Annotated in this window: 16 protein-coding genes; 5 read left to right on the top strand and 11 right to left on the bottom strand. The window is 47.3% G+C overall.

Going from position 1 to position 20,072, the window contains the following annotated elements:
- Positions 1-13: 13 nt before the first annotated feature.
- The 7 genes from flgK to NSS95_RS03560 form a co-directional block, all read right to left on the bottom strand.
- Entirely contained in the window at positions 14-1,630 is a 1,617-nt protein-coding gene (gene flgK, locus NSS95_RS03590; protein WP_315958110.1) for a flagellar hook-associated protein FlgK, read from the bottom strand.
- Positions 1,631-1,651: 21 nt separating this feature from the next.
- Positions 1,652-2,122: a flagellar protein FlgN gene (locus tag NSS95_RS03585; RefSeq protein ID WP_014095889.1), complete on the bottom strand. Its 471-nt coding sequence runs from the start codon at positions 2,120-2,122 to the stop codon at positions 1,652-1,654.
- Between the two features lie 12 nt (positions 2,123-2,134).
- A complete protein-coding gene (flgM, locus tag NSS95_RS03580) occupies positions 2,135-2,401 on the bottom strand; it encodes a flagellar biosynthesis anti-sigma factor FlgM (RefSeq protein ID WP_014095890.1) in 267 nt (88 codons plus the stop codon).
- Between the two features lie 70 nt (positions 2,402-2,471).
- On the bottom strand, positions 2,472-2,867 hold the full coding sequence (locus NSS95_RS03575) for a TIGR03826 family flagellar region protein (protein WP_328228543.1): 396 nt from the start codon (positions 2,865-2,867) through the stop codon (positions 2,472-2,474).
- A gap of 66 nt (positions 2,868-2,933) precedes the next feature.
- A complete protein-coding gene (locus NSS95_RS03570) occupies positions 2,934-3,641 on the bottom strand; it encodes a ComF family protein (RefSeq protein ID WP_251460336.1) in 708 nt (235 codons plus the stop codon).
- The gene (locus NSS95_RS03565) at positions 3,634-5,019 is read right to left on the bottom strand and encodes a DEAD/DEAH box helicase (protein ID WP_328228542.1); all 1,386 of its coding nucleotides are present in this window, start codon (positions 5,017-5,019) and stop codon (positions 3,634-3,636) included. The genes NSS95_RS03570 and NSS95_RS03565 overlap by 8 nt, the downstream gene beginning before the upstream one ends.
- A gap of 300 nt (positions 5,020-5,319) precedes the next feature.
- Positions 5,320-6,162 (bottom strand): DegV family protein, encoded by an 843-nt coding sequence (locus tag NSS95_RS03560; RefSeq protein WP_328228541.1) that lies wholly within the window; start codon positions 6,160-6,162, stop codon positions 5,320-5,322.
- Between the two features lie 565 nt (positions 6,163-6,727).
- On the opposite strand from NSS95_RS03560, the gene NSS95_RS03555 reads away from it, so the two are divergent.
- Positions 6,728-8,152: an amino acid permease gene (locus NSS95_RS03555; protein WP_340713793.1), complete on the top strand. Its 1,425-nt coding sequence runs from the start codon at positions 6,728-6,730 to the stop codon at positions 8,150-8,152.
- 337 nt (positions 8,153-8,489) lie between these two features.
- Here the strand turns inward: NSS95_RS03555 and NSS95_RS03550 are convergent, their stop codons facing one another.
- Complete coding sequence (locus tag NSS95_RS03550; RefSeq protein ID WP_026684742.1) at positions 8,490-9,173, bottom strand: response regulator; 684 nt, start codon at positions 9,171-9,173, stop codon at positions 8,490-8,492.
- A gap of 2 nt (positions 9,174-9,175) precedes the next feature.
- Positions 9,176-10,339 carry a sensor histidine kinase gene (locus NSS95_RS03545; RefSeq protein WP_061564855.1) on the bottom strand — a complete coding sequence of 388 codons (1,164 nt, stop codon included), beginning with the start codon at positions 10,337-10,339 and terminating at the stop codon, positions 9,176-9,178.
- Positions 10,340-10,611: 272 nt separating this feature from the next.
- On the opposite strand from NSS95_RS03545, the gene NSS95_RS03540 reads away from it, so the two are divergent.
- The gene (locus tag NSS95_RS03540) at positions 10,612-11,250 is read left to right on the top strand and encodes a YigZ family protein (RefSeq protein ID WP_251460342.1); all 639 of its coding nucleotides are present in this window, start codon (positions 10,612-10,614) and stop codon (positions 11,248-11,250) included.
- A 339-nt stretch (positions 11,251-11,589) separates the two neighbouring features.
- Here NSS95_RS03540 and NSS95_RS03535 read toward each other — a convergent pair whose 3' ends face one another.
- On the bottom strand, positions 11,590-12,627 hold the full coding sequence (locus tag NSS95_RS03535; RefSeq protein ID WP_014095899.1) for a glycosyltransferase family 4 protein: 1,038 nt from the start codon (positions 12,625-12,627) through the stop codon (positions 11,590-11,592).
- Between the two features lie 557 nt (positions 12,628-13,184).
- Entirely contained in the window at positions 13,185-15,191 is a 2,007-nt protein-coding gene (locus NSS95_RS03530; protein ID WP_340713792.1) for a penicillin-binding transpeptidase domain-containing protein, read from the bottom strand.
- A gap of 117 nt (positions 15,192-15,308) precedes the next feature.
- Between NSS95_RS03530 and NSS95_RS03525 the strand changes: the two genes are divergently transcribed.
- The 3 genes from NSS95_RS03525 (at position 15,309) to NSS95_RS03515 (ending at position 20,048) form a co-directional block, all read left to right on the top strand.
- Positions 15,309-16,811 (top strand): methyl-accepting chemotaxis protein, encoded by a 1,503-nt coding sequence (locus tag NSS95_RS03525; protein ID WP_035182261.1) that lies wholly within the window; start codon positions 15,309-15,311, stop codon positions 16,809-16,811.
- A gap of 330 nt (positions 16,812-17,141) precedes the next feature.
- The gene (locus NSS95_RS03520; RefSeq protein ID WP_017551449.1) at positions 17,142-18,317 is read left to right on the top strand and encodes an IS256 family transposase; all 1,176 of its coding nucleotides are present in this window, start codon (positions 17,142-17,144) and stop codon (positions 18,315-18,317) included.
- A gap of 480 nt (positions 18,318-18,797) precedes the next feature.
- A complete protein-coding gene (locus NSS95_RS03515; RefSeq protein WP_014095902.1) occupies positions 18,798-20,048 on the top strand; it encodes a C40 family peptidase in 1,251 nt (416 codons plus the stop codon).
- The last annotated feature ends 24 nt before the right edge of the window (positions 20,049-20,072 follow it).

Genomic DNA, 20,072 nt, shown 5'->3' with positions numbered 1-20,072 from the left:
GTTTTTCACCTGCCTATCTGCCTACAACACCCATGCCGTTGATGATTTTATCGAGCATTTCGTCTGTCATAGTAATCATCCTTGCTGCAGCATTATAGGCTTGTTGGTATTTGATCATATTGGTTAATTCCTCATCAACCGATACCGAGCTGACGGACTTCCGGTTCATATCCACCGAATCCAAAAGGGAAGCGGTATTTGTCTGCATATTGCCTGCCTGTTCGGCATCAACCCCGAGCTTTCCAATGAGGCCTTCGTAATTGCTGGTGATGGTGCCGGATGCAAGCGGCAGACCGAGTGCCGCAATGTTAAGCCTGCCACTGATCCCTTCAAGCTGCACGGATTGGCTGCTTAAATCAAAGGTAACCACATTTGCAAGATTAATGGCATTCAGCCCGTCGCCGGAATCGCCATTTGAAGAGGCGGCGATTTTGTCGTATGTAAGGCTGCTGTTGACGGCAATTTGACCCGCGGCCCCTTTGTAGTCCGTTAAGGTACCGAACGTAAAAAAGGCAGTCCCGGCATTCCCTTTAAGGTCTGTCCCTTTTTCGTGGACAGCATTTAATACGTTTCCGAATGTGTAGGCGAGTTTGTCCAGGCTGTCGAGCAAACTCGGATAAGCCCCTGCTTCCACTGTGCCGTTTGCGCCGGCATACTGATAACCGTAGCTGTCAATCAGTCCCAACAGTTTGCCTTGCGGGAACGTGACCTTGCCGGTTGTATCCGCGACAGCAAAATTTTTCCCGCCGATTGTGATGCCGGTCATTTCCCCGTTTGCCGGTGGGCCGTCGAGGATACCGTCGCCGTTGCTGTCGGTTCCCCCTTGTACTTCAACTGCATTGTAATTTGAACCTTGGACGAGGTATACGCTTGTGCCGTCCGCAGCGGTCATTTTAATGTTGTAAATGCCGTCCGCGTTTGCTTTTGGATTTCCCCCGCTTTTTTGTACTTCGACGGTGACGTTCAAATAACTGGACAACTTATCGACAAGGCTGTCCCTTTTGTCATACAAGTCGTTTGGCAAATAACCGTTCGGCTCAAGTTCAGCGATCTGTTTATTTAAGTCACTGATTTGCTTTAAAGTGGAATTGATATCGTTGACCGCTACGCTGATTTCGCTGCCGACATCCGTTTTGTATTGGGAAAGCGTGCTGTTTAAATAGTGGAATGTATCCGTCAGCGTCTGCCCGCGTTCCAAAACAACCGAGCGAGCAGATACGTCTTCCGGATTCGTGCTTAAGTCCTGAAGGGATTCCCAGAACGCTTCCATTGTGTTGGACAAACTGCTTTTCGTTCCCGTTTCATCCATGACGGCTTCCATTTTGCTTAATGCACCAGATTTGGCTGACCAGTAACCAGCTGCACTGTTGTTTTCCCGGTATTGGACATCGAGATACTTGTCGCGGATCCGCTGCACTTCGCCCGCTTCCACCCCTGTACCGAGCTGTCCGGCGATGGCCGGGCGGTTCATCGAAGCAGCGGGGTACGGATCTGACGCCTGCAAGTTTACCCGCTGCCTTGTGTAGCCATCGGTATTGGCATTGGCCACGTTCTGTCCGACGGTGTACAGGGCATTCTGTTGGGCCGTTAAAGCCCGTTTTGCTGTTTCTAATCCAAAGAAAGTGGACACCTTGCTTCCCTCCGTATTCTTTCAGGCTTTTGAGTCAAACCTCGGCATGGCGGCCGCCGCTTTTTGCCCGGACGGCGGCCCGTATGTGGTGGGTTCATTTTTCGGATAAATCAGATCCAGCATGAATTGGGTAAATTGAAGGGAATGATAAAGGAGCATCTGGTTCAGCTCATTTTGCTGTTTCAGCTTCTTTGTGATGCCAATCAGGCTGTCCCTCAATGTTTCGAGCTGGGACCGTGCTTCTCCCGATACGGCCGCGATGCAGTCCGACAGCGTCCCATTGCCGCCGGTAAGCGTCTTTGCCAGCGTTTCCCGTTCCTGTTCAAGTGCGCCGATTGCACGGATATGGGCCTGTTCTTCCTGCGTAATTTTTTGCAGCCGTTCTATCTCCTGCTTTTTCACCGCTTCGGTTTTTTCGGTGGCAAGGATAAACAGGCTTTCATGGAGCTTCTGCAATTTTTCAAGACATCGGATCAATTTTTCCGCAGCCATTTACGCCCCTCCTTACTTGCCTGTAAAATATTTCAAAATGCCTTCAGCGGTTTTTTCCGCATCCGGCTGATAGGTTCCGTGCTGTACCTGTTGTTTTAAAGCCTCAATTTTCCGGCTCCGTTCCTGCTCAAACTGGGACGTTTTTTGCAACTGTTTCGCTTCTGAAGAAATTTCCACTTTATCCGTTTTCCGGGTGCTGGAGGCGGTTTGCTGCACATCCCGCCTGGCTTGCTGCTGATACGGATTGATCCCTGAAGTATTGACCGGATTGATTTTCATTCGGCTCACCCCTTTTTCAAACAGTATCCGTTCCATTATGTTTATTATATCGGATAAAGCTGCGCAATGTTTACTTGATGTGATAAGTCTTTTCCCTTATTTCTTCCTGCCGTTTCTTTTCTTTTTCAAAACGTTCAAGATCTTTTGCAATCGTTTTTGCACATTCTTCGCATAACTTTCCGGACTGGATTAATTTTCCGCAACGGTCGCAAGGATATGCCAGATTCGGAAAATGCGCAATCAAAAGCCGGCCGCTCCGCACCCATTTGAAAACCAGTTTTTCCGGGACATTATTTTTTTCAACAATTGTCTCGATTGTTGCCGCCCGGTTTTCACGTTTTCGCAAGAATTGAAAAACCCGTTCAAATGCAGCCTCTTCCTCGCGGTAGCAGTCTTCACACACATCGCGGACGGGATTTTTAACATACAATTTACCGCAATTCGGGCAGTTTGCCAACTCCGCCATTCGGCCCGCCTCCTTTTCCAGCACATTTGTCTTCTATCTTCTATATCGGCAGAAATTTCGTTGTGTTTAACTTCTTGCCACGGTTAACGATACAATTTTTCGGGCGCCCGCTTCACGTAACGCTTTTGCTGCATGGCGGACGGTCGAACCTGTCGTGTAAATATCATCCACCAGTAAAACGGAACGGCCTTCGATTGAAATTTCTTTTTCTATATAAAAAGTTTGGGCTTGATGAATGCGGTCAGCCCGTGTTTTTTTCGATTGCTTTTCGGCGTGGACGCGGTGAAGAATGTTAGCCGTTTCGAACCCGGCAGCACGGGCGAGCGCCTCCGCCTGGTTAAAAAGCCGTTCGGAAAGGCGCTCCGGGCTGAGTGGAACCGGCACGATGCAGTCAAATGCACGGGACTTGAGTACCTCTTTGATGCCATCCGCAAAAATGGCGGCGAGCGCATAATCCCCGCGAAATTTGAAACGGGTAAAAATTTCTTTACAAAAATCGTTGTACGTATAAAGCGAAATGTTTTCATCCAGCACGCCCGCCCATTCCGGGTCTTGTTCCCATCTAGCGCAGTCAAGGCACAGAGCTCCCTCCACATAAGAAGCATCCAGCTTGGCCAGGGGTCGGGAACATTTCGGGCAGACAGGCGGTGCAATTTTTTCAAGCTGCGCGCGGCAATCTTCGCAAAGAAGTGGTCCGGGCTGCGGAAAAATCAGCGTGCGCCAGGACAGTTTATGGGTAAGCGGCTGATGGCAGAACAGGCAATATTCATGCATCGAGCAACCCCCGCTTTCCCGCTTCTTCATTCATGGAGAGAATATGGCGCTGTGCTTTCACCATCGCATTTGATTTTCCGTAATGGAAAAACGTCACGTCCCCACTTGGGAAATCGGCGCTTCTTCCGGCTCGGCCCGCGATCTGGACGAGGGCAGCTTCCGTAAAGATAGCATCTTCCGCCCCGACGACACAGACATCAATATTCGGAAACGTGACGCCGCGTTCAAGAATGGTCGTCGTCAGCAAAAGTGGCGTTTTACAGGCGCGCATCCTTTCCACTTTTTCTTTCCGATCCGGGTCTTCTGCGTGCACCGATTCAATCGCTGGATGCAGCTGTTTAAAAACCGGCTCTGCTTTTTTCATGAGGCGGATGTTTGGGAGAAAAAGAAGCGCCTGTTTTCTGGATTCAAGCCTCTTTTTTACCCATGCTTCAACCGGAACCGGGAGCTTGCCTTTCTCAAACTTTTTTCGCCAGTTGCCTGCCCATTTGAATACAGGAACGGGGAGAGGCTTGCGGTGATAGCGGGCCGGGATCGTGACAAACGGGCGCTTACCTGCCTTGCATTCAAGCTGCCATGTTTCACTTGGTGTTGCGGTAAGATAAATGCGGGCGCAGCGGTCTTTTGCCGCTTTTTGAACGGCGCGCTGCAGCGTTTCATCGAAAGTATACGGAAAAGCGTCCACTTCATCCACAATCACGACATCAAAGGCGGATGCAAAGCGGTACAACTGGTGGGTAGTGGAGATGACGAGCTGCGCCCATTTATGGCGGTCAGGGCTGCCGCCATAAAGCGCGGCAATCGGAATATCCGGGAAAACGCGGCGGATGCGGGGGGCAAGTTCAAGGACGACATCTGTTCTGGGGGTTGCGATGCAGACGCGTTCGCCGTTTGCAAGCGCCGCTTCAATCCCTTTGAAAACGATCTCCGTTTTTCCTGATCCGCAAACTGCCCAAATCAACAGCTCGTTTTTTTGAAGAATGGCTGCTTTAACCGCTTCGGATGCGGCCTGCTGCCCTTCAGAGAGGGTGCCATCCCAATGGAGCGGGTGCCGGGGCGGGTGGAATGCGGGCGCAGGGCCTGCCCATGTGATAAGCGGCTTGCATGCGGTGACCCGCCCCATCATCAGGCAGTTCCGGCAATAAATGCTCGTTTTCCCGCAGTGGGCGCAAGGGAATTCGGCAAAAAGATGCGGCGCGCGGTTGCCGCAGCGCAAGCAGACACAGTGCGGGAATTCGCCCTGGATCGCCGGTTCAGCGCGGATCCAGCCTTGTTTAAAGTGCTGTTCGAGCAGTTCCGGTGAAAAAGGGATTTCCGGTTCGAGCAGGATCCGCCCGGCGAGGTGGCGTTGAAGCTGTTCGGAGAAAACAGAAGGCAAAGTGACCACTCCTTTGTTTTAATTGCGGGGGTGGAAAATGGGGGCGGCCCTGTTCTAACGGATTCGGGAAAATGGCAGGCAAAAGCCCGTACGGATAATGGATCACAACCGCTTTTTCGCTTATTCAATCGCGGATTGGCTGTCCGGCGGGTTTTTGGACTTGTCCCAAGAGGTAAAATCCTCCAAAGTGATTGACTGTCCGGCGGGTTTCAAGACTTGTCCTCGGGTGTGTTATGCCAAGTTTGTCCCGGATGATCCCATCATGCCGGGCTGTTCCAGCGATTTGGAACAGCCTGGCTCTTATTTCAGCATCCAGGCGATGCCGATCGCGCCTTCACCAAGGTGGGTCGCGATGACCGGGCCGAAGTAGCTGATCGAAAAGTCGACGGTTGGAAAGCGTTTTTCCAATTCATCTTTGATCTCAAGCGCCTGTTCTTCCCGATTGGCATGAATGATGGAGCTTTTTAGTGGCAAGCCTTTGGCGGCATCCTCGCCGAGCAGGTCAAAAATCCGGTTGAGCGCTTTTTTCTGGGTGCGGATTTTTTCAAACGGGACAATTTCATCATCAACAAAAGTTAATAGCGGCTTGATTTTTAACAGGCTGCCGATAACGGCCTGCGATCCGGACAGCCTTCCGCCGCGCTGAAGGTGGGTGAGATCATCGACCATGAAGTAGGCTTTCGTGGATGCTTTTAATTCATCGAGGCGGGCGAGGATGTCTTCCGGTTCTTTTCCGGCAAGCGCCATTTTCGCCGCATCAATCGCGTAAAATCCCTGTGCCATGCAGCTCCAGCCGGAATTGTAAGGGTACACTTTTATCCCTTCCACCATCCCGGATGCGGTTACGGCACCCTGGTATGTCCCGCTGATTTTTTTGGACAAGTGGATGCTGATTGCGGCATCGTAGTCTTTGGCAAGCTGTTCAAACAGTTCGACAAACTGGCCGATTGACGGCTGCGAGGATGTTGGAAGCTCGTCCGCCATGCGCATTTTTTCAAAAAACGCATCTGCTGTAATGTCAACTTCTTCGCGGTATTCTTCCTTCCCGAAAATCACATTCAATGGAATCATGTAAATCGAATATTTTTCGCGTACTTCTTTTGGAATATAAGCGGTACTGTCGGTCACAATGGCCGTCCTCATTCTTCCATCTCCCTTCCGCTTTCCTATTTTTATTTTATAGAATCAGGAACCATTTGTCAGCCGTCTTCTTTCTGCAATATGGAAATCTGTTTTGTGGCTGGTGCTTTTTGCCAAATTCCCCCTTCAAATTTCCTGCAAGTGTGCAAAATGTTTTTCATTCCTGCCGCAGATTCCCTTCACTGCAAAAATTTCCTTTCCACTTCAAGATTTCGCAAATTATACAAAATTGTAAATAATACCAGGTCCGGAAGCCAAAAAAGGAAGAATCCATATGGTTCAGCATACAATCATTCACTTGATGACGCTTTCTTTGATGGAAAAATGAATCTTTTCCAGAAAACGTTCGTGTTTTCGCCTTTTTCAAAACTTAATTTTCTGTTTTATCTGTCCTTTACAAATCATGTCATATTTTGTAGAATGTCTAAGGTAACTCAAATGGTGCATGCAACTCAGAGACAAAAGGTGTATCGTTCAGATTTAAAATATTTGAAAATTCTCCGTTGGCAAAATTATTGGATCACATCTTCATCACTGGGTTGGCTGCAAATAGAAGGAGATTTTCGACATGGAATTATTCAGGAAAAAATCAATGGATTACATGCTTAAGCAGGCCCGCGGAAAAAAGAGCCTGCAAAAAGCCCTTGGCCCCTTTGATTTGACCATGCTTGGCGTGGGGGCGGTCATCGGAACAGGCATTTTTGTTTTGACCGGTATTGTTGCTGCGCAGGCGGCAGGCCCGGCAATCATTCTGTCCTTTATTTTTTCAGGGATTGCCTGTGCGTTAACAGCTTTATGCTATGCTGAATTCGCTTCTATGATCCCTGCTTCAGGAAGTGCGTACACTTATAGTTATGCAACGTTTGGCGAGTTGTTTGCCTGGGTGCTCGGATGGGACTTAATTCTCGAATACGGCCTGGCCTGTTCAGTTGTAGCGAGCGGCTGGTCCGCCTATTTCCAGGATCTGGTACGCGGATTTGGCATCCATTTGCCGCACGCTTTAAGCGGCGCTTATAATCCGGCCAAAGGTTCGTATATTGACCTGATGGCTGTAGTGATCGTGTTCTTCCTGTCTGCTGTATTGCTGACCGGCGTGAAGGAATCGAGCAAAATCAATAATGTCATGGTCTGTATTAAAATCGGCGTCATTCTTTTATTCCTCGCTGTCGGCATTTTTTATGTCAAACCAGCGAACTGGACGCCATTTATGCCTTATGGCTTTAGCGGCATCATAAAAGGGGCGGCAACCGCATTCCTCGCTTATATCGGATTTGATGCCGTTTCGTCTGCGGCTGAAGAGGTCCGCAACCCACAGCGGGATATGCCGATCGGAATTATTTCTTCTCTTGCGATTTGCATTGTCCTTTATGTCGCTGTATCTGCAGTGCTGACCGGGATGATTCCGTATGCCAAGCTGAATGTCGGCGATCCGGTTGCGTTTGCGCTCCGGGTTGTCCACCAGAATTGGGTGGCAGGCTTTGTTTCACTCGGTGCAATTCTTGGCATTACAACCGTTCTCTTTGTCATGATGTACGGGCAGACGCGCCTTTTCTTTGCGATCAGCCGCGACGGTCTGCTTCCAAAATCGATCTCAAAACTGACGGAAAAGACAAAAACGCCGACAAGAAGCATCATCTTGACATGGCTGATGGCAACGGTTTTCTCAGCCGTTGTCCCGCTGAACCAGCTTGCAGAATTGACGAATATCGGCACTTTGTTTGCTTTTATTGTTGTCTCGATCAGTGTCATTGTGCTCAGAAAAACACGGCCGGACATCCCACGCAGTTTTAAAACGCCGTTCGTCCCGGTTATTCCGGTGCTGGCAGTAATCGCGTGTGGTTATTTAATGGTCCACCTGTCGAAAGTGACCTGGATTGGCTTTCTCATATGGTTCATCATCGGGCTTGCCATTTATTTCGGATACGGGTATCGGCACAGTGAACTCGGGCATTGGAAAGATGACAGAACACCGGCTGATCCGGTTAAAAATTGAAATAGGGAGACAACAGGAACACCTGCCCAGCGGACAAAAGAACGCCTGCATAGAATGCCGGGCAGGTATCCGGGCAGGCTTAGAAATAGAAGAACAGCGGCTTATGGGCGCCTCAAAAGCATTGCTGCCCCGGCTTGGCCGCATATCGGAAAATTGAAGCAGACATAAAGTCAAAAAAAGATTCCCGGGCGCACGCATACGCCCGGGAATCTTTTTCTATCCTGTAAATTTGCACTTGGTGATTTTCATTTCTGCGCCGGTGTTGCATGATTGTGGCATGGCGCCTGCGCACCATTCAAAGCCTTGGCATACACAAGTGTACGGCCAGGGCCTTGTTTTAGCGGACTTCAACCCACCCGTTTTTAATGGCGGTCACAACCGCCTGGGTACGGTCTTTCACTTTTAATTTTTGCAAAATATTGCTTACATGGTTTTTCACTGTTTTTTCACTTATGTATAAAGCATCTCCAATCGCCCGGTTGCTTTTTCCGTCCGCGAGCAGCTGCAGAACCTCGCATTCGCGCGGCGTGAGCAAATGCAGCGGCGGGACAACTGCCGGCGGCTGCTGGTAGGCGCCGCCCGGTGTATAGCGATTCGACAATTTGCGGAATTCTTCCACCAAATTATGGGTGATTTTCGGATGCAGGTAACTGCCGCCTTCAGCAACCACCTTTACAGCTTCAATCAGCGCATCGGAATCCATTTCTTTCAGCAAATAACCGGTTGCGCCTGATTTTAATGCGTGTGTGACATACGATTCATCATCGTGAATGGAAAGAATAATAATTTTTGTTTCCGGATATGCCTCGATCAGCTTTCTTGTTGCCTCTACCCCGTTTTGGTGGGGCATATTGATATCCATCAGAACAACATCCGGATGGTATTTTTCAATAATGTCCAGCGCCTCTTCGCCGTCTTCACCCTCGGCTACCACTTCAAATGTTTTTTCAAATTCCAAAATCCGCTTGACGCCCTCTCGGAACAACTGATGGTCGTCAATAATCGCAATTTTTACCGTCATGGTCACCTTTTCTCCTTTTCCAAGTCTAATTGCATCGGGATTTGGATAATCACCAATGTTCCCGCTCCTATTTTTGAATGAATGGAAATTTCACCATTTAAAAGGCTGACACGTTCTCTCATGCCGACAATCCCGAAAGCCCCTTCGCGGATGCTGCGGATATCAAAACCGACGCCGTTGTCTTTGACTGTCGCGATAAAACTGTTTTTCCTCAGCTCCGATTTCACCTGGATTTCCGTCGCCTTCGCATGCTTTAACGCATTTTGGACGGATTCCTGGATGAGACGGAAAAGCGCGATTTCGTAATTAGTCGGAAGCCTTCGTTCTTCCCCGAGATGCCTGTATGTAATGACCGGGCTTCCTTTATAGCTTTCAATCGTAGACAAATATTTTTTGAGCGTCGGAATCAGCCCGAGATCGTCTAATGCCATCGGCCGCAAATCGTAAATAATGCGCCGCACTTCTTTCAATGAATCGCGCACCAGTTCTTTTAACGTGCGCATTTCAGCAATGGCTTCTTCCATTCCATTTTCATGATAAACTTTTTCCACTAGGTCGGAACGGAGCAGCATATTGGCCAGCATTTGTGCGGGCCCGTCATGTATCTCCCGGGAAATACGCTTCCGTTCTTCCTCCTGCGCTTCAATGACACGCAAACCGAATTCCTGTTTATGCTTTGCATCTTCAATCGCCTCGCTAATGCTTTGCAAGTCGCTTGTTAAATAATTTAATACGACCGTTGTTTGCGAGACGAGATGATTGGCCCGGTCAATCGTATCCTTTAGTGAATGCAGCCTGCGTTCCAGTTCATTTCTTCTTTCGCGCAGCTGAAGTTCGCGCTGCCGGTTCATGGACAGCTGAATTTGGATCGTATGTGCCTTTTCATATGCTTCGCGCACTTGCTGTTCGGAAAAGTCACGGAAATGCTGGCTTACTTCCGCCAGGCGTCGCCTTGCAAATTTGGACTTCGTTTCCAGCTCATCTGTCTGCTCAATAACTTTAGCCACTGTTGCTTTGACTTCCTCAAGCTCATTGATGAGCGCATCGTAATCCTGGCGGCATCTTTCTCCAATTTCAAAAATTTCGTGTTTGCTTTCTTCAACTGTTGTAATCATCTTCTCCAGAATCGTATCCAATACTTTGGAGTCGAATGTTTTAAAAGTCATCTTACTTCCCCCAAAAGGTATAATAAAGGCTTATCCGAGAGCAGGGCAAGCCGCAGCACACACGCGGCTAATGTTATTTTAACGCGAAAACCGCCGGTAAACGATCAGAAAATAAAGTATAACCGTATATCAGGACTATTTTCCTAGGTACTTTTGTAGGAAAATGTAAACCGATATACGGCAGCTTCGACATATTCTTTTATATTAAAATTATACCATACAAAACCGTGTTATAATGAGGAAAAAACAGGTTTTGCTAAAGGAAGGTTGCAATGTTAAAAGAATATTTTACAGTCAAAGGCGAGGCTGTGCATGAAATAGATATCCAGAAATCACGGTTTATCGCCCATGTGAAGCGAGCGGAATCGGAAGAGGAGGCGCTCAGTTTTATCGCTTCTGTGAAAAAGAAGCACCGGGACGCCAATCACAACTGTTCCGCTTATATGATCGGTGAGCAGAATCTCATTCAGAAAGCATCGGATGACGGCGAACCGGCCGGAACTGCGGGCGTTCCGATGCTGGAAGTGCTGAAAAAGAAGGATTTGAAGGATACGGCAGTCGTGGTGACGCGCTATTTCGGCGGGATTAAACTCGGAGCCGGCGGATTGATCCGTGCGTACAGCAAAGCAGCTTCAGAAGGCATCAACGCATGCGGCATCGTCAAAAGGACGCTTACCGCCACTTTCCATGTCAAACTGGATTATACGTGGCTCGGGAAAGTCGAGAATGCGCTACACCATTCCCCGTATGAAATAAAAGAAATCCGGTATCTCGCGCAGGTGGAATTGGATATTTATGTAAAAGAAGGGGAACAGCATGCTTTTGAAACGTGGATCTCTGATTTAACAAACGGGCAGGCGGATGTGGCCGAGGGGGAAAAACTATATTTGGAAACGGATGTTGCCCGGTAAAGAGAAGCATAAAAATCGGAAAAGCAGAAGCGGAAAGCCCGTCATCCGGCTTTCTGCTTTTTTAAACCGGAAGCGGACGAACAGGTATCAATCCAACACGGCACGCAAAACAGCCGCTGAGCCGGATACAACCGGCCGTGAGCAGGAGATGCTGAAATCTCAGCCAGATTGCCGTTAAAACTGGGACTTGCAAAACAGGTTTACAGCCGGCCGGAACCTCATCATCGTTGCAGTTAACGGAGCTGCCAAAGTCGCAAACCTGAAACTGCCAGTTGCGGTTTTGTGCAGGTGCTGCCCCGGATTATTTATTTCGGGAACGGCCCAGGTGGATCCGGACGGCTATGACCGGTTTTTTATAAAATTCAACAGTGGCTTGTAATCTTTTCCGATCAGGCCAATGCTTTCAACGAAAATCTCAATTGTAATCAGGATCACACCGATAAAGATGAGCGAACCCCAGAGCGTCGCCATCGAGAAGATAAAGGCGGCGAGGCTGAACATGGCAGCGATCGCATAAATAATCAGCACGACTTGGCGGTGTGAAAAGCCAAGGCGCAAGAGGCAATGGTGCAAATGCGATTTATCCGGGGCCGATAAAGGCTGCTTATGGACAAGCCGGCGGATAATCGCAAAGAAAGTATCCGAAATCGGCACACCGAGAATAAGCGCCGGAATAATCAAGGAAATAAAGGTTACATTTTTAAAACCGAGCAATGACAGCACGGAAATCATGTAGCCGAGAAAAAGGGCACCGGTATCGCCCATAAAAATCTTTGCCGGATAAAAATTATAAAATAAGAACGCAATCGTACTGGCCATTAAAATTAGGCCGAGCACCGTCACATAGGCGTCCCCCATAATAATCGCCATGCCGGAAATGGTTAACAGCGCAATCGAGGAAACCCCCGCGGCGAGCCCATCCAATCCGTCAATTAAGTTGATGGCATTCGTGACGCCGACAATCCACAAAATCGTCAGTGGGATACTAAAAATCCCAAATTCCAGCTGTCCGCCGAAAGGAAGGTTGATGAATTCGACATGAATACCGCTTAAAACAACAACCAGTGCGGCTGCCAGTTGGCCGATGAGTTTGACGCGCGGTGACAGCTCTCTTACATCATCAACCATGCCCGTAATGACAATAATCAAGCTGCCGAGCAAAATAGGCAGCGAATGCGAACTGTCCGGTTGAAGCAGCAGAACGCCGGCGATAAAACTGATATAAATAGCAAGACCGCCTAAACGGGGCATGACTTTCATATGAACTTTTCGCTGATTCGGCTTGTCAACTGCCCCGATCCGGATCGCCAGTTTTTTAATCAGCGGCGTCAGGAGTATTGTGAGCATAAAGCATATAAACAAGGTCAGGAATATCAATGTGCTGCCTCCTTTGGTTGATCATAACCAATAAGGATTGAAGTGTTCGTGAACCCGCCATCGATGCCGAAGCATGATAACCGTTTCACTTCTTCTTAAAAACATTATACCTTAACTTTCTTAAAGCAATCTTAAAAAAATATTTACCCGAAATTCACTGTAACCATTATAATTGTTCTCCGACAATTTATCCACTAACATTTGAGCGATTCTACTATTTTTCATGCTTTTTCTCGCAGCAACCGCCAAAAAACATGAAAAAGGCATCCCCGGTCACTTTGACATCAGGGATACCTTTAAGATACAAAAATCGCATTGTTTAAGTGGCCGGCATCTGCAAACAAATCTTTTTGGCGGCTGGACAACCGGCATCCATGCCGCTCCCCGGGATGCCGCCTTTTCACGCTATATAAAATGAGCTTTGGTTTTCCCATCCGAATGGATCGTTATAAAGAACGCAGTCTTCTTATCTCATCCCGCGTCACAAATTTTATTTCAATTTATATAGCATGAAGCTTTAACCTTTTTTGCAGCGGGGATGGCCCTTGCAAAGTTAACTATTGAAACAGATTTACGGCTTTGTTCACGACAAGCCCGCTGCCGCCGCGATGTTTAACATTTTCAATCAGCATCGCAACAAGCATATTCGGGTTCTTTTCGTCATATACGACGAAAAAGCCGTTTTCTTTGCCGCTTTGATCTTTTTGGCTCTTTTTCAGTTCAGCGGTGCCCGTTTTTCCCGCAAGCTGCGCTCCGGAGATATTGGCAGCGTGCGCCGTGCCGGACGGATCCGCAACGACCTGGCGGAGCATACCGGAAATCTCCCCGGTGGTTTTACTGCTTGCGGCATGTTTCCACACTTTTGTTTTTTCACCTGCAAGCAAATTTGGCTTCAGTTCATCGCCGCTGTTTAAAAACGGCGTGTAGCTGATGGCAAGATGGAGAATATTCATTTGCATCTGCCCCTGGCCATAACCCGTGTCTGCAAGCTGGATGTCACTGCTGAACTTGCCGGTAGACGAAATTTGCGATGCCTTTAACGGATACGCAAACGGAATGTCTTCCCCGAATCCGAAACCCTTCAGGCCCTTTGCAAATTTGTCCGCCCCGATATCAAGCGCGGTTTGGGCAAAAAAGATATTATCGGATAACACGAGCGCTTTTTCCATGTTTTCCGGGCTGTTATTGGCGTGGACGCGGGTCACTTTATAGCTGCCCCAGTCGGCGTTCTTTTGCCACGAAGTCCCTGTAATGGTTTTCGTTGCCGCGGTTGTTGTCGTCCCGGTATCAAGCGCGATAGCCGCAGTGACCGGCTTGATTGTTGAACCCGGCGCATACGTTAGGGCAAACCGGTTAATGAGCGGCTTATCCGGATCTTTTTCAAGTTTCGTGTAAGCGGAAGAAGACATGCCTGAAATAAAATCATTTGGGTCGAAAGCAGGCGTGCTTACAAGGGCAAGCACGTCACCCGTTTTGGGATGGATGGCCGCGGCCGTGCCGGCATCCCCCTTCATTTGATTGTAAATTTTCTGTTGCAATTCGGCATCGATGGTGACTTTGATATTCTCGCCGTTTTTCACTTTTTGCTCAGCAACGGTATAGGTGCTGCCGTCCTGCTTCTCGATGTAAATTTTTTCTCCTGCCCGGCCGCGGAGCTTTTGGTCATACAACTGTTCGAGCCCGCGCTTGCCGACTACACTCTCCGCAGTATAGCCTTTCTTTTGCAGTTTTTTCAGTTCTTCGCCAGTGATCGCACCGATATAACCGGTTAAATGCGCAGCGGCTTTCCCATAAGGATAAACGCGGGCACCAACCGTTTGCGAAGAAAAGCCCGGGATGGAGGTGACTTTTTTCACGAGATCCTTCTTCTCCATCGGGACTTTTTTTAACGGGACAAACAAATGAGGCTGCACCCAGTCCTCGTCCAGTTTTTGTTTGATTTCGTCCGCTGACATGCCAAGTAAGCCGGCAGCTTTTTGCATATCCGCTTGTTTATCCCCTTTCAATTGTTCCGGAATGACGCCGATTTGGTACACGCTGCCGTTTTTGGCCAACGCTTTTCCGTTTCGGTCCAAAATTTCCCCGCGGACAGCGTTTTGGTCGGACACTTTAATCGTATCCCCTTTGGCCAAATGCGGGAGAATAAGATCCGGCTTCCAATTGACATACCAGTTTTCTTTTTTGTCCCGTTTTTCCTTTACAAGCGCCACTTTATCCTTGTAGGCGACTTTGCCGGCTGAGGTTTGGAACGAAATTTTGACCGGCACGGTAACTTTCTCTTTGTTTTTATAGGCATCTTTATCCAACGATTGGTATGAAACATTTAAATCTGAAACATTCAAGTCCCCGTACACTTTTTTGTACCGGTCCGCCATATCTTTTTTCGCATACGTATTTTTTGCGGAAGCCGATAAATAACTATGGTACATTTCCGCAAATTTTTCCTGCTTCCATGCTTTTACATAATCTGCAAGGCGTTCATTCGGTGTCGGCGTTTTTTCGCAACCGGCAAGGGCCGCCAAAACCCCGAGCAGCAAACCGATGATAAATACATACTTCCTCAAAAAATCTCCTCCCTGACACCGGCAAGTTTCCACCTTTTGAGAAAAAAATGGAGAAGTTTGCCGGTTTTTGTGTTACATTTGTGTTAGATAAGAAGAACTAGATTTGGAGGTAAGAACGTGGACATCATTACACAGTTAAAAGCAGACAACATGCGCAAAAAAAGTCTTCTCATGTTTATTACCCTGCTTGTTGCCCTGCTGGTCGTTTTTGTAACATATCTTTACAAACAAGAGGCCGGAATGGCTGTCCTGTACGGCGTGGAAATCGTTGTTCTTCTGGCACTGTATTTTACACTCGGGCGCGCCATGAAAAAATTCCGCTTGTTTTCTTATGCGAGCGTCATCATTTCTTATTTGTTCAGAATATATGCCACCCTTTTTGTTCAAAACAGCTTTTCCGTAGACATTTTGTTTTTCTTTCTGCTTGCTTATGCGGCATTGCAGTTTGAAAATGTCCTTTTCTTTATCGGAGCCGGTCTTGGCATTGCCGGATTTCTTGCCAGCTACTTGGTGCCGGCCGCCGATTCGGGCCTCATTCATAACCTGGTCCCGACCGCTTTGCTCTGCTATGTTTTAACCGCAATTTTATTATACGCCATGATCTACCTGCATCAAAATTTGATGGATTCTTTTCTTTTATCCATAAAGAAAACCCTTCAAACCATGGAAGATCAAGGCTCGGCTTACCGGCAGGAAATGGCGGAGATTCTTGACCGCGTTTCCAATGTGAACGACAATATTCAGACCAATTTACATGCCCAAAACGAAATGAAGTCCGCCGTTCATGAAATCTCTAAAGGCAGTGTAACCCAAAGTGAGCAGATTACGCAAATTGCCGGACACGCCGGAGATACGGTGCAATCGATGGAATTTTTAACACAAATGTCCGGTGAACTGACAAACGAATCGCTTGAAGCACAGGAAACGGCAAAAGCCGGTGAAAAGGCGGTAGAAAATTTAACGCTTGAAATCAGTGATGTGGTAGATACGATTATGGAGCTGAACAACACATTTACAGTGTTAACGCAAAAAGTGGAAGAAACGAATACGTTCACCGACAGCATCAAACAAATTACAGAACAGACGAACCTGCTTGCGCTGAATGCTTCGATTGAAGCGGCCCGCGCTGGGGAAGCAGGCCGCGGGTTTTCGATTGTTGCCGATGAAATCCGGCGCCTTGCGGAAACGACACACGAAACCACCGAAAAAATTAACCATAATTTGGCTGATTTGAACCAGAGCAACGCGGCGGCACGGGATAAGCTGGAATTAAGCAGCACACAAATTTTGACGACAGCGGAATCAAGCCAAAATGTAACCACCTATTTCCGTAAACTATTAAAAACGTTAAACGGACAGGTTGAGAAGTTTAAAGAATTCGATACGTTGTCCAAAAAAGTGACCGAAAAGGCGCATGGCGTGGAAGGCGCATCAAGCGAACTCGCGGCCATCATTCAAGAAACTTCCGCCAGCCTAGAAGAAATGTCGGCGACGATCGAAAGCTTAACGAATGACCATCATACAATTGCAGAAACGCTCAATGAAGCGGCTGCCCAGGCGGAGCAGTTCCGGGCAAAAACCGAACAAATGCAGGAAAAATTTGCCGATCAAATGATTTAGCAGACGGATATCTTAACATAGACGCACTCTAGGTTAAGGAAGACCCTCGATTTTGCCGGGTATCTTAACATAGAACGCTTCTATGTTAAGGAAGACGCGGAATTTTTACGGGTATCTGAACGTAGTCGCGCTCTAGGTTAAGAAAGACCTTCGATTTTGCCGGATATCTTAACATAGAAGCACTCTACGTTAAGGAAGACGCGGAATTTTTATGGATATCTTAACGTAGACGGATTAAGTCCGTATAATTGTGTAAAAAGAAGGAGTCATTTTATCAACTCTTGGCAACACTGTTTTCAACGACAATAAACAATGAAAAGAGGAGATAAAATGACTCACTTACAGTTTAACCTAAATTTGGATGTTTTAAAAGAAGCCATCATGACTTCAGATCTTGACGCGGTAATTAAATCAGCGGTTGTCCTCGTGTTAAACGAGTTTATGGAAAAGGAAAGGGATGACTATTTAAAAACGAGCCCTTATGAACGCGCTGTTGAACGCCGGGATTACCGGAACGGTTACTATGAACGCGAGCTGTTGATGAGCATCGGCAATGTTACATTAAAAGTTCCCCGGACACGTAATGGCGAATTCTCAACTACCTTATTTGAAAAGTATGCCAGATGTGACCAAGCTTTCGTCCTTTCTATGTTGGAGATGGTCATCAATGGCGTCTCTACCCGTAAGGTCACAAATGTCGTAGAACAGCTTTGCGGTAAGAATGTATCCAAGTCGTTTGTCTCTTCCCTTACGCAAAAACTGGATCCCATTGTGAATGCTTGGGCCGAGAGACCGTTGAATACAACCTACTACCCTTATGTGTTTGTGGACGCCATGTATATAAAAGTACGGGAGCACCATAAGGTCATATCAAAGGCTGTTTATATTGCGACTGCCATTACAGAGAAGAATACACGTGAAATACTGGGTTTAAGCGTTGACCATGCAGAAAGTTTGGAGAGTTGGAGTTCATTTTTTAAACAACTTAAATCACGTGGACTCCAATCACCAAAACTCGTTATTTCCGATGCTCACATGGGCCTTCAGAAAGCAATACAACGGGAATTCATTGGCACTGCTTGGCAAAGGTGCAATGTTCATTTTAAACGCAATATCATTGAAAAACTGCCCAAAAAAGATACTGCAGAAATCCGGGTGATGATTAAGCGCGTGTTTGAGGCCGTTACGATTGAGGACATACGCAAGTTTAAAGATGAATTAATAAACAAATTTGGTACAGAAGCAAGATTTGAAAAAGCCCTGGCCATTTTAGATGAAGGTTTTGAAGATACTATCCAATACATGAACTTTCCTGAGAATATCCGTATGCACATACGGAGTACTAATTCCCTCGAGCGGCTTAACCAAGAGGTTCGTAGAAGGGAAAGGGTCATTCGCATTTTTCCTAATACCCAATCTGCTTTTCGTTTGGTTGGTGCCGTTTTAATGCAGTATCAAGATACAGAATACTCGAAGAGGAAGTCACTTATGGGAAAGAATAGTTAGCAGCATTTTCAGCTTAACTTCCATCATGGATGATTTCATCTCCGGGAAGGGATGTCAAATTGAAAGGCATTTGACATCCCTTCCCGGAGATGAAGAAAAAAATCCATGGAAGTTAAGCCGAAAAAATGAAGGGGTGGTTGAAAACATTTGCCCATAAATTTACACAATAACCTGGACTTGACTCGTAGACGTGCTCTATGTTAAGAAAGACTCTCAATTTTGCCGGGTATCTTAACGTAGACGCACTCTATGTTAAGGAAGCGAGAAAATTTTTGCGGATATCTTAACGTAGTCGCGCTCTAGGTTAAGGGAGACCCTCAATTTTCCGGGGTATCTTAACAAATTTCGCTATTTCTGCCGCTTTCATTGGAAAAAAGTGCAATCTTTTCCTATAAAATGCCGAAATGGGGTACCATTGTGAAAAAATTTTGATAGAATGTTAAATAGAGAGATAAAAATATAAATGGAGGTTACACGAGTGTGAGAAAGAAAACTGTCTTTTCTGTTGCCGCTACAACCATTCTGGCCACTTCGTTTACATCGCAGGCATTTGCCCAGACATATAAAGTCCAAAAAGGGGATTCCCTCTGGAAAATTGCAAAGAAGTATAATACGTCCGTTGATGCATTGAAATCAACCAACCATTTGGCATCTGACACGATTTACCCGAACCAGGTACTGAACGTTTCAGCGTCCAAGGCAAAAGCTTCGGCCCGTTCTGTTTCGGCCCCATCCTCTTCTGCCAAAACGTACACGGTCAAGCCGGGGGATACATTGAGCACGATTGCCTTAAACCACGGCATATCGGTTTCAAACTTAATGAGCTGGAACAAGCTCTCTTCATCGCTGATCCATCCCGGTGACGTATTGGCTGTTTCCAAAGGGGCAGATTCCGCTTCCTCGTCCAGTTCAAGCAGCAGTTCGCGTTCAACCGGCAGTTCCAGTTCCACGACTACATACACAGTAAAAAGCGGAGACACATTATCCGGCATTAGCAAACAGTTTGGGACAACTGTCAGCAAGCTAAAATCTTTGAACAATTTAAGTTCCGATTTGATTTTTTCCGGTCAGAAGCTGAAAGTAACCGGTAGCAGCTCATCCGGTTCCTCCACATCGGGAACGGCAGGCGCTGCAAGTTCAAACAGTTCCGGTTCCACGGCTACGGCTACATACACGGTAAAAAGCGGAGACACATTGTCCGGCATTAGCAAACAGTACGGAATCACCGTCAGTAAGCTTAAATCTTTGAACAATCTGAGTTCCGACTTGATTTATGCCGGCCAGAAGCTGAAAGTAACCGGCAGTCCGTCCGATTCTTCCAAATCGGTCACAACAGTCGATACAACTTCAGGCAGTACCCATTCTGTATCTTCTTTAATCAGCATTGCGAACAGCTTAATCGGCACGCCGTATGTTTGGGGTGGTACGAGCCCGTCCGGATTTGACTGCAGCGGTTTTATCTATTATGTATACAAAAAAGCCGGGTACAGCATTTCCCGCATGTCCGCAGCAGGCCTTTATAACCGTTCTTACTATGTGAACAGCCCAAAGGCAGGAGATCTTGTCTTCTTTGAAGGCACGTATGGAACCAATCCGAGCGCGATCACGCATGTTGGTATCTATCTCGGCGGCGGCCGGTTTATCGCCGCGAATTCCGATGGCGTATCTGTTTCTTCTGTCGGCTACACGTACTGGAAATCCCATTTTGACAGCTATAAACGTTTCTATTAATGTTCTATAAATTGAACCAAAAAA

The organism is Weizmannia sp. FSL K6-3076 (assembly GCF_038007245.1).
Classification (GTDB): domain Bacteria; phylum Bacillota; class Bacilli; order Bacillales; family Bacillaceae_C; genus Weizmannia; species Weizmannia faecalis.
The sequence above is the reverse complement of the archived record's forward strand: the minus strand, read 5'-3'. Positions and strand labels throughout refer to the sequence as shown.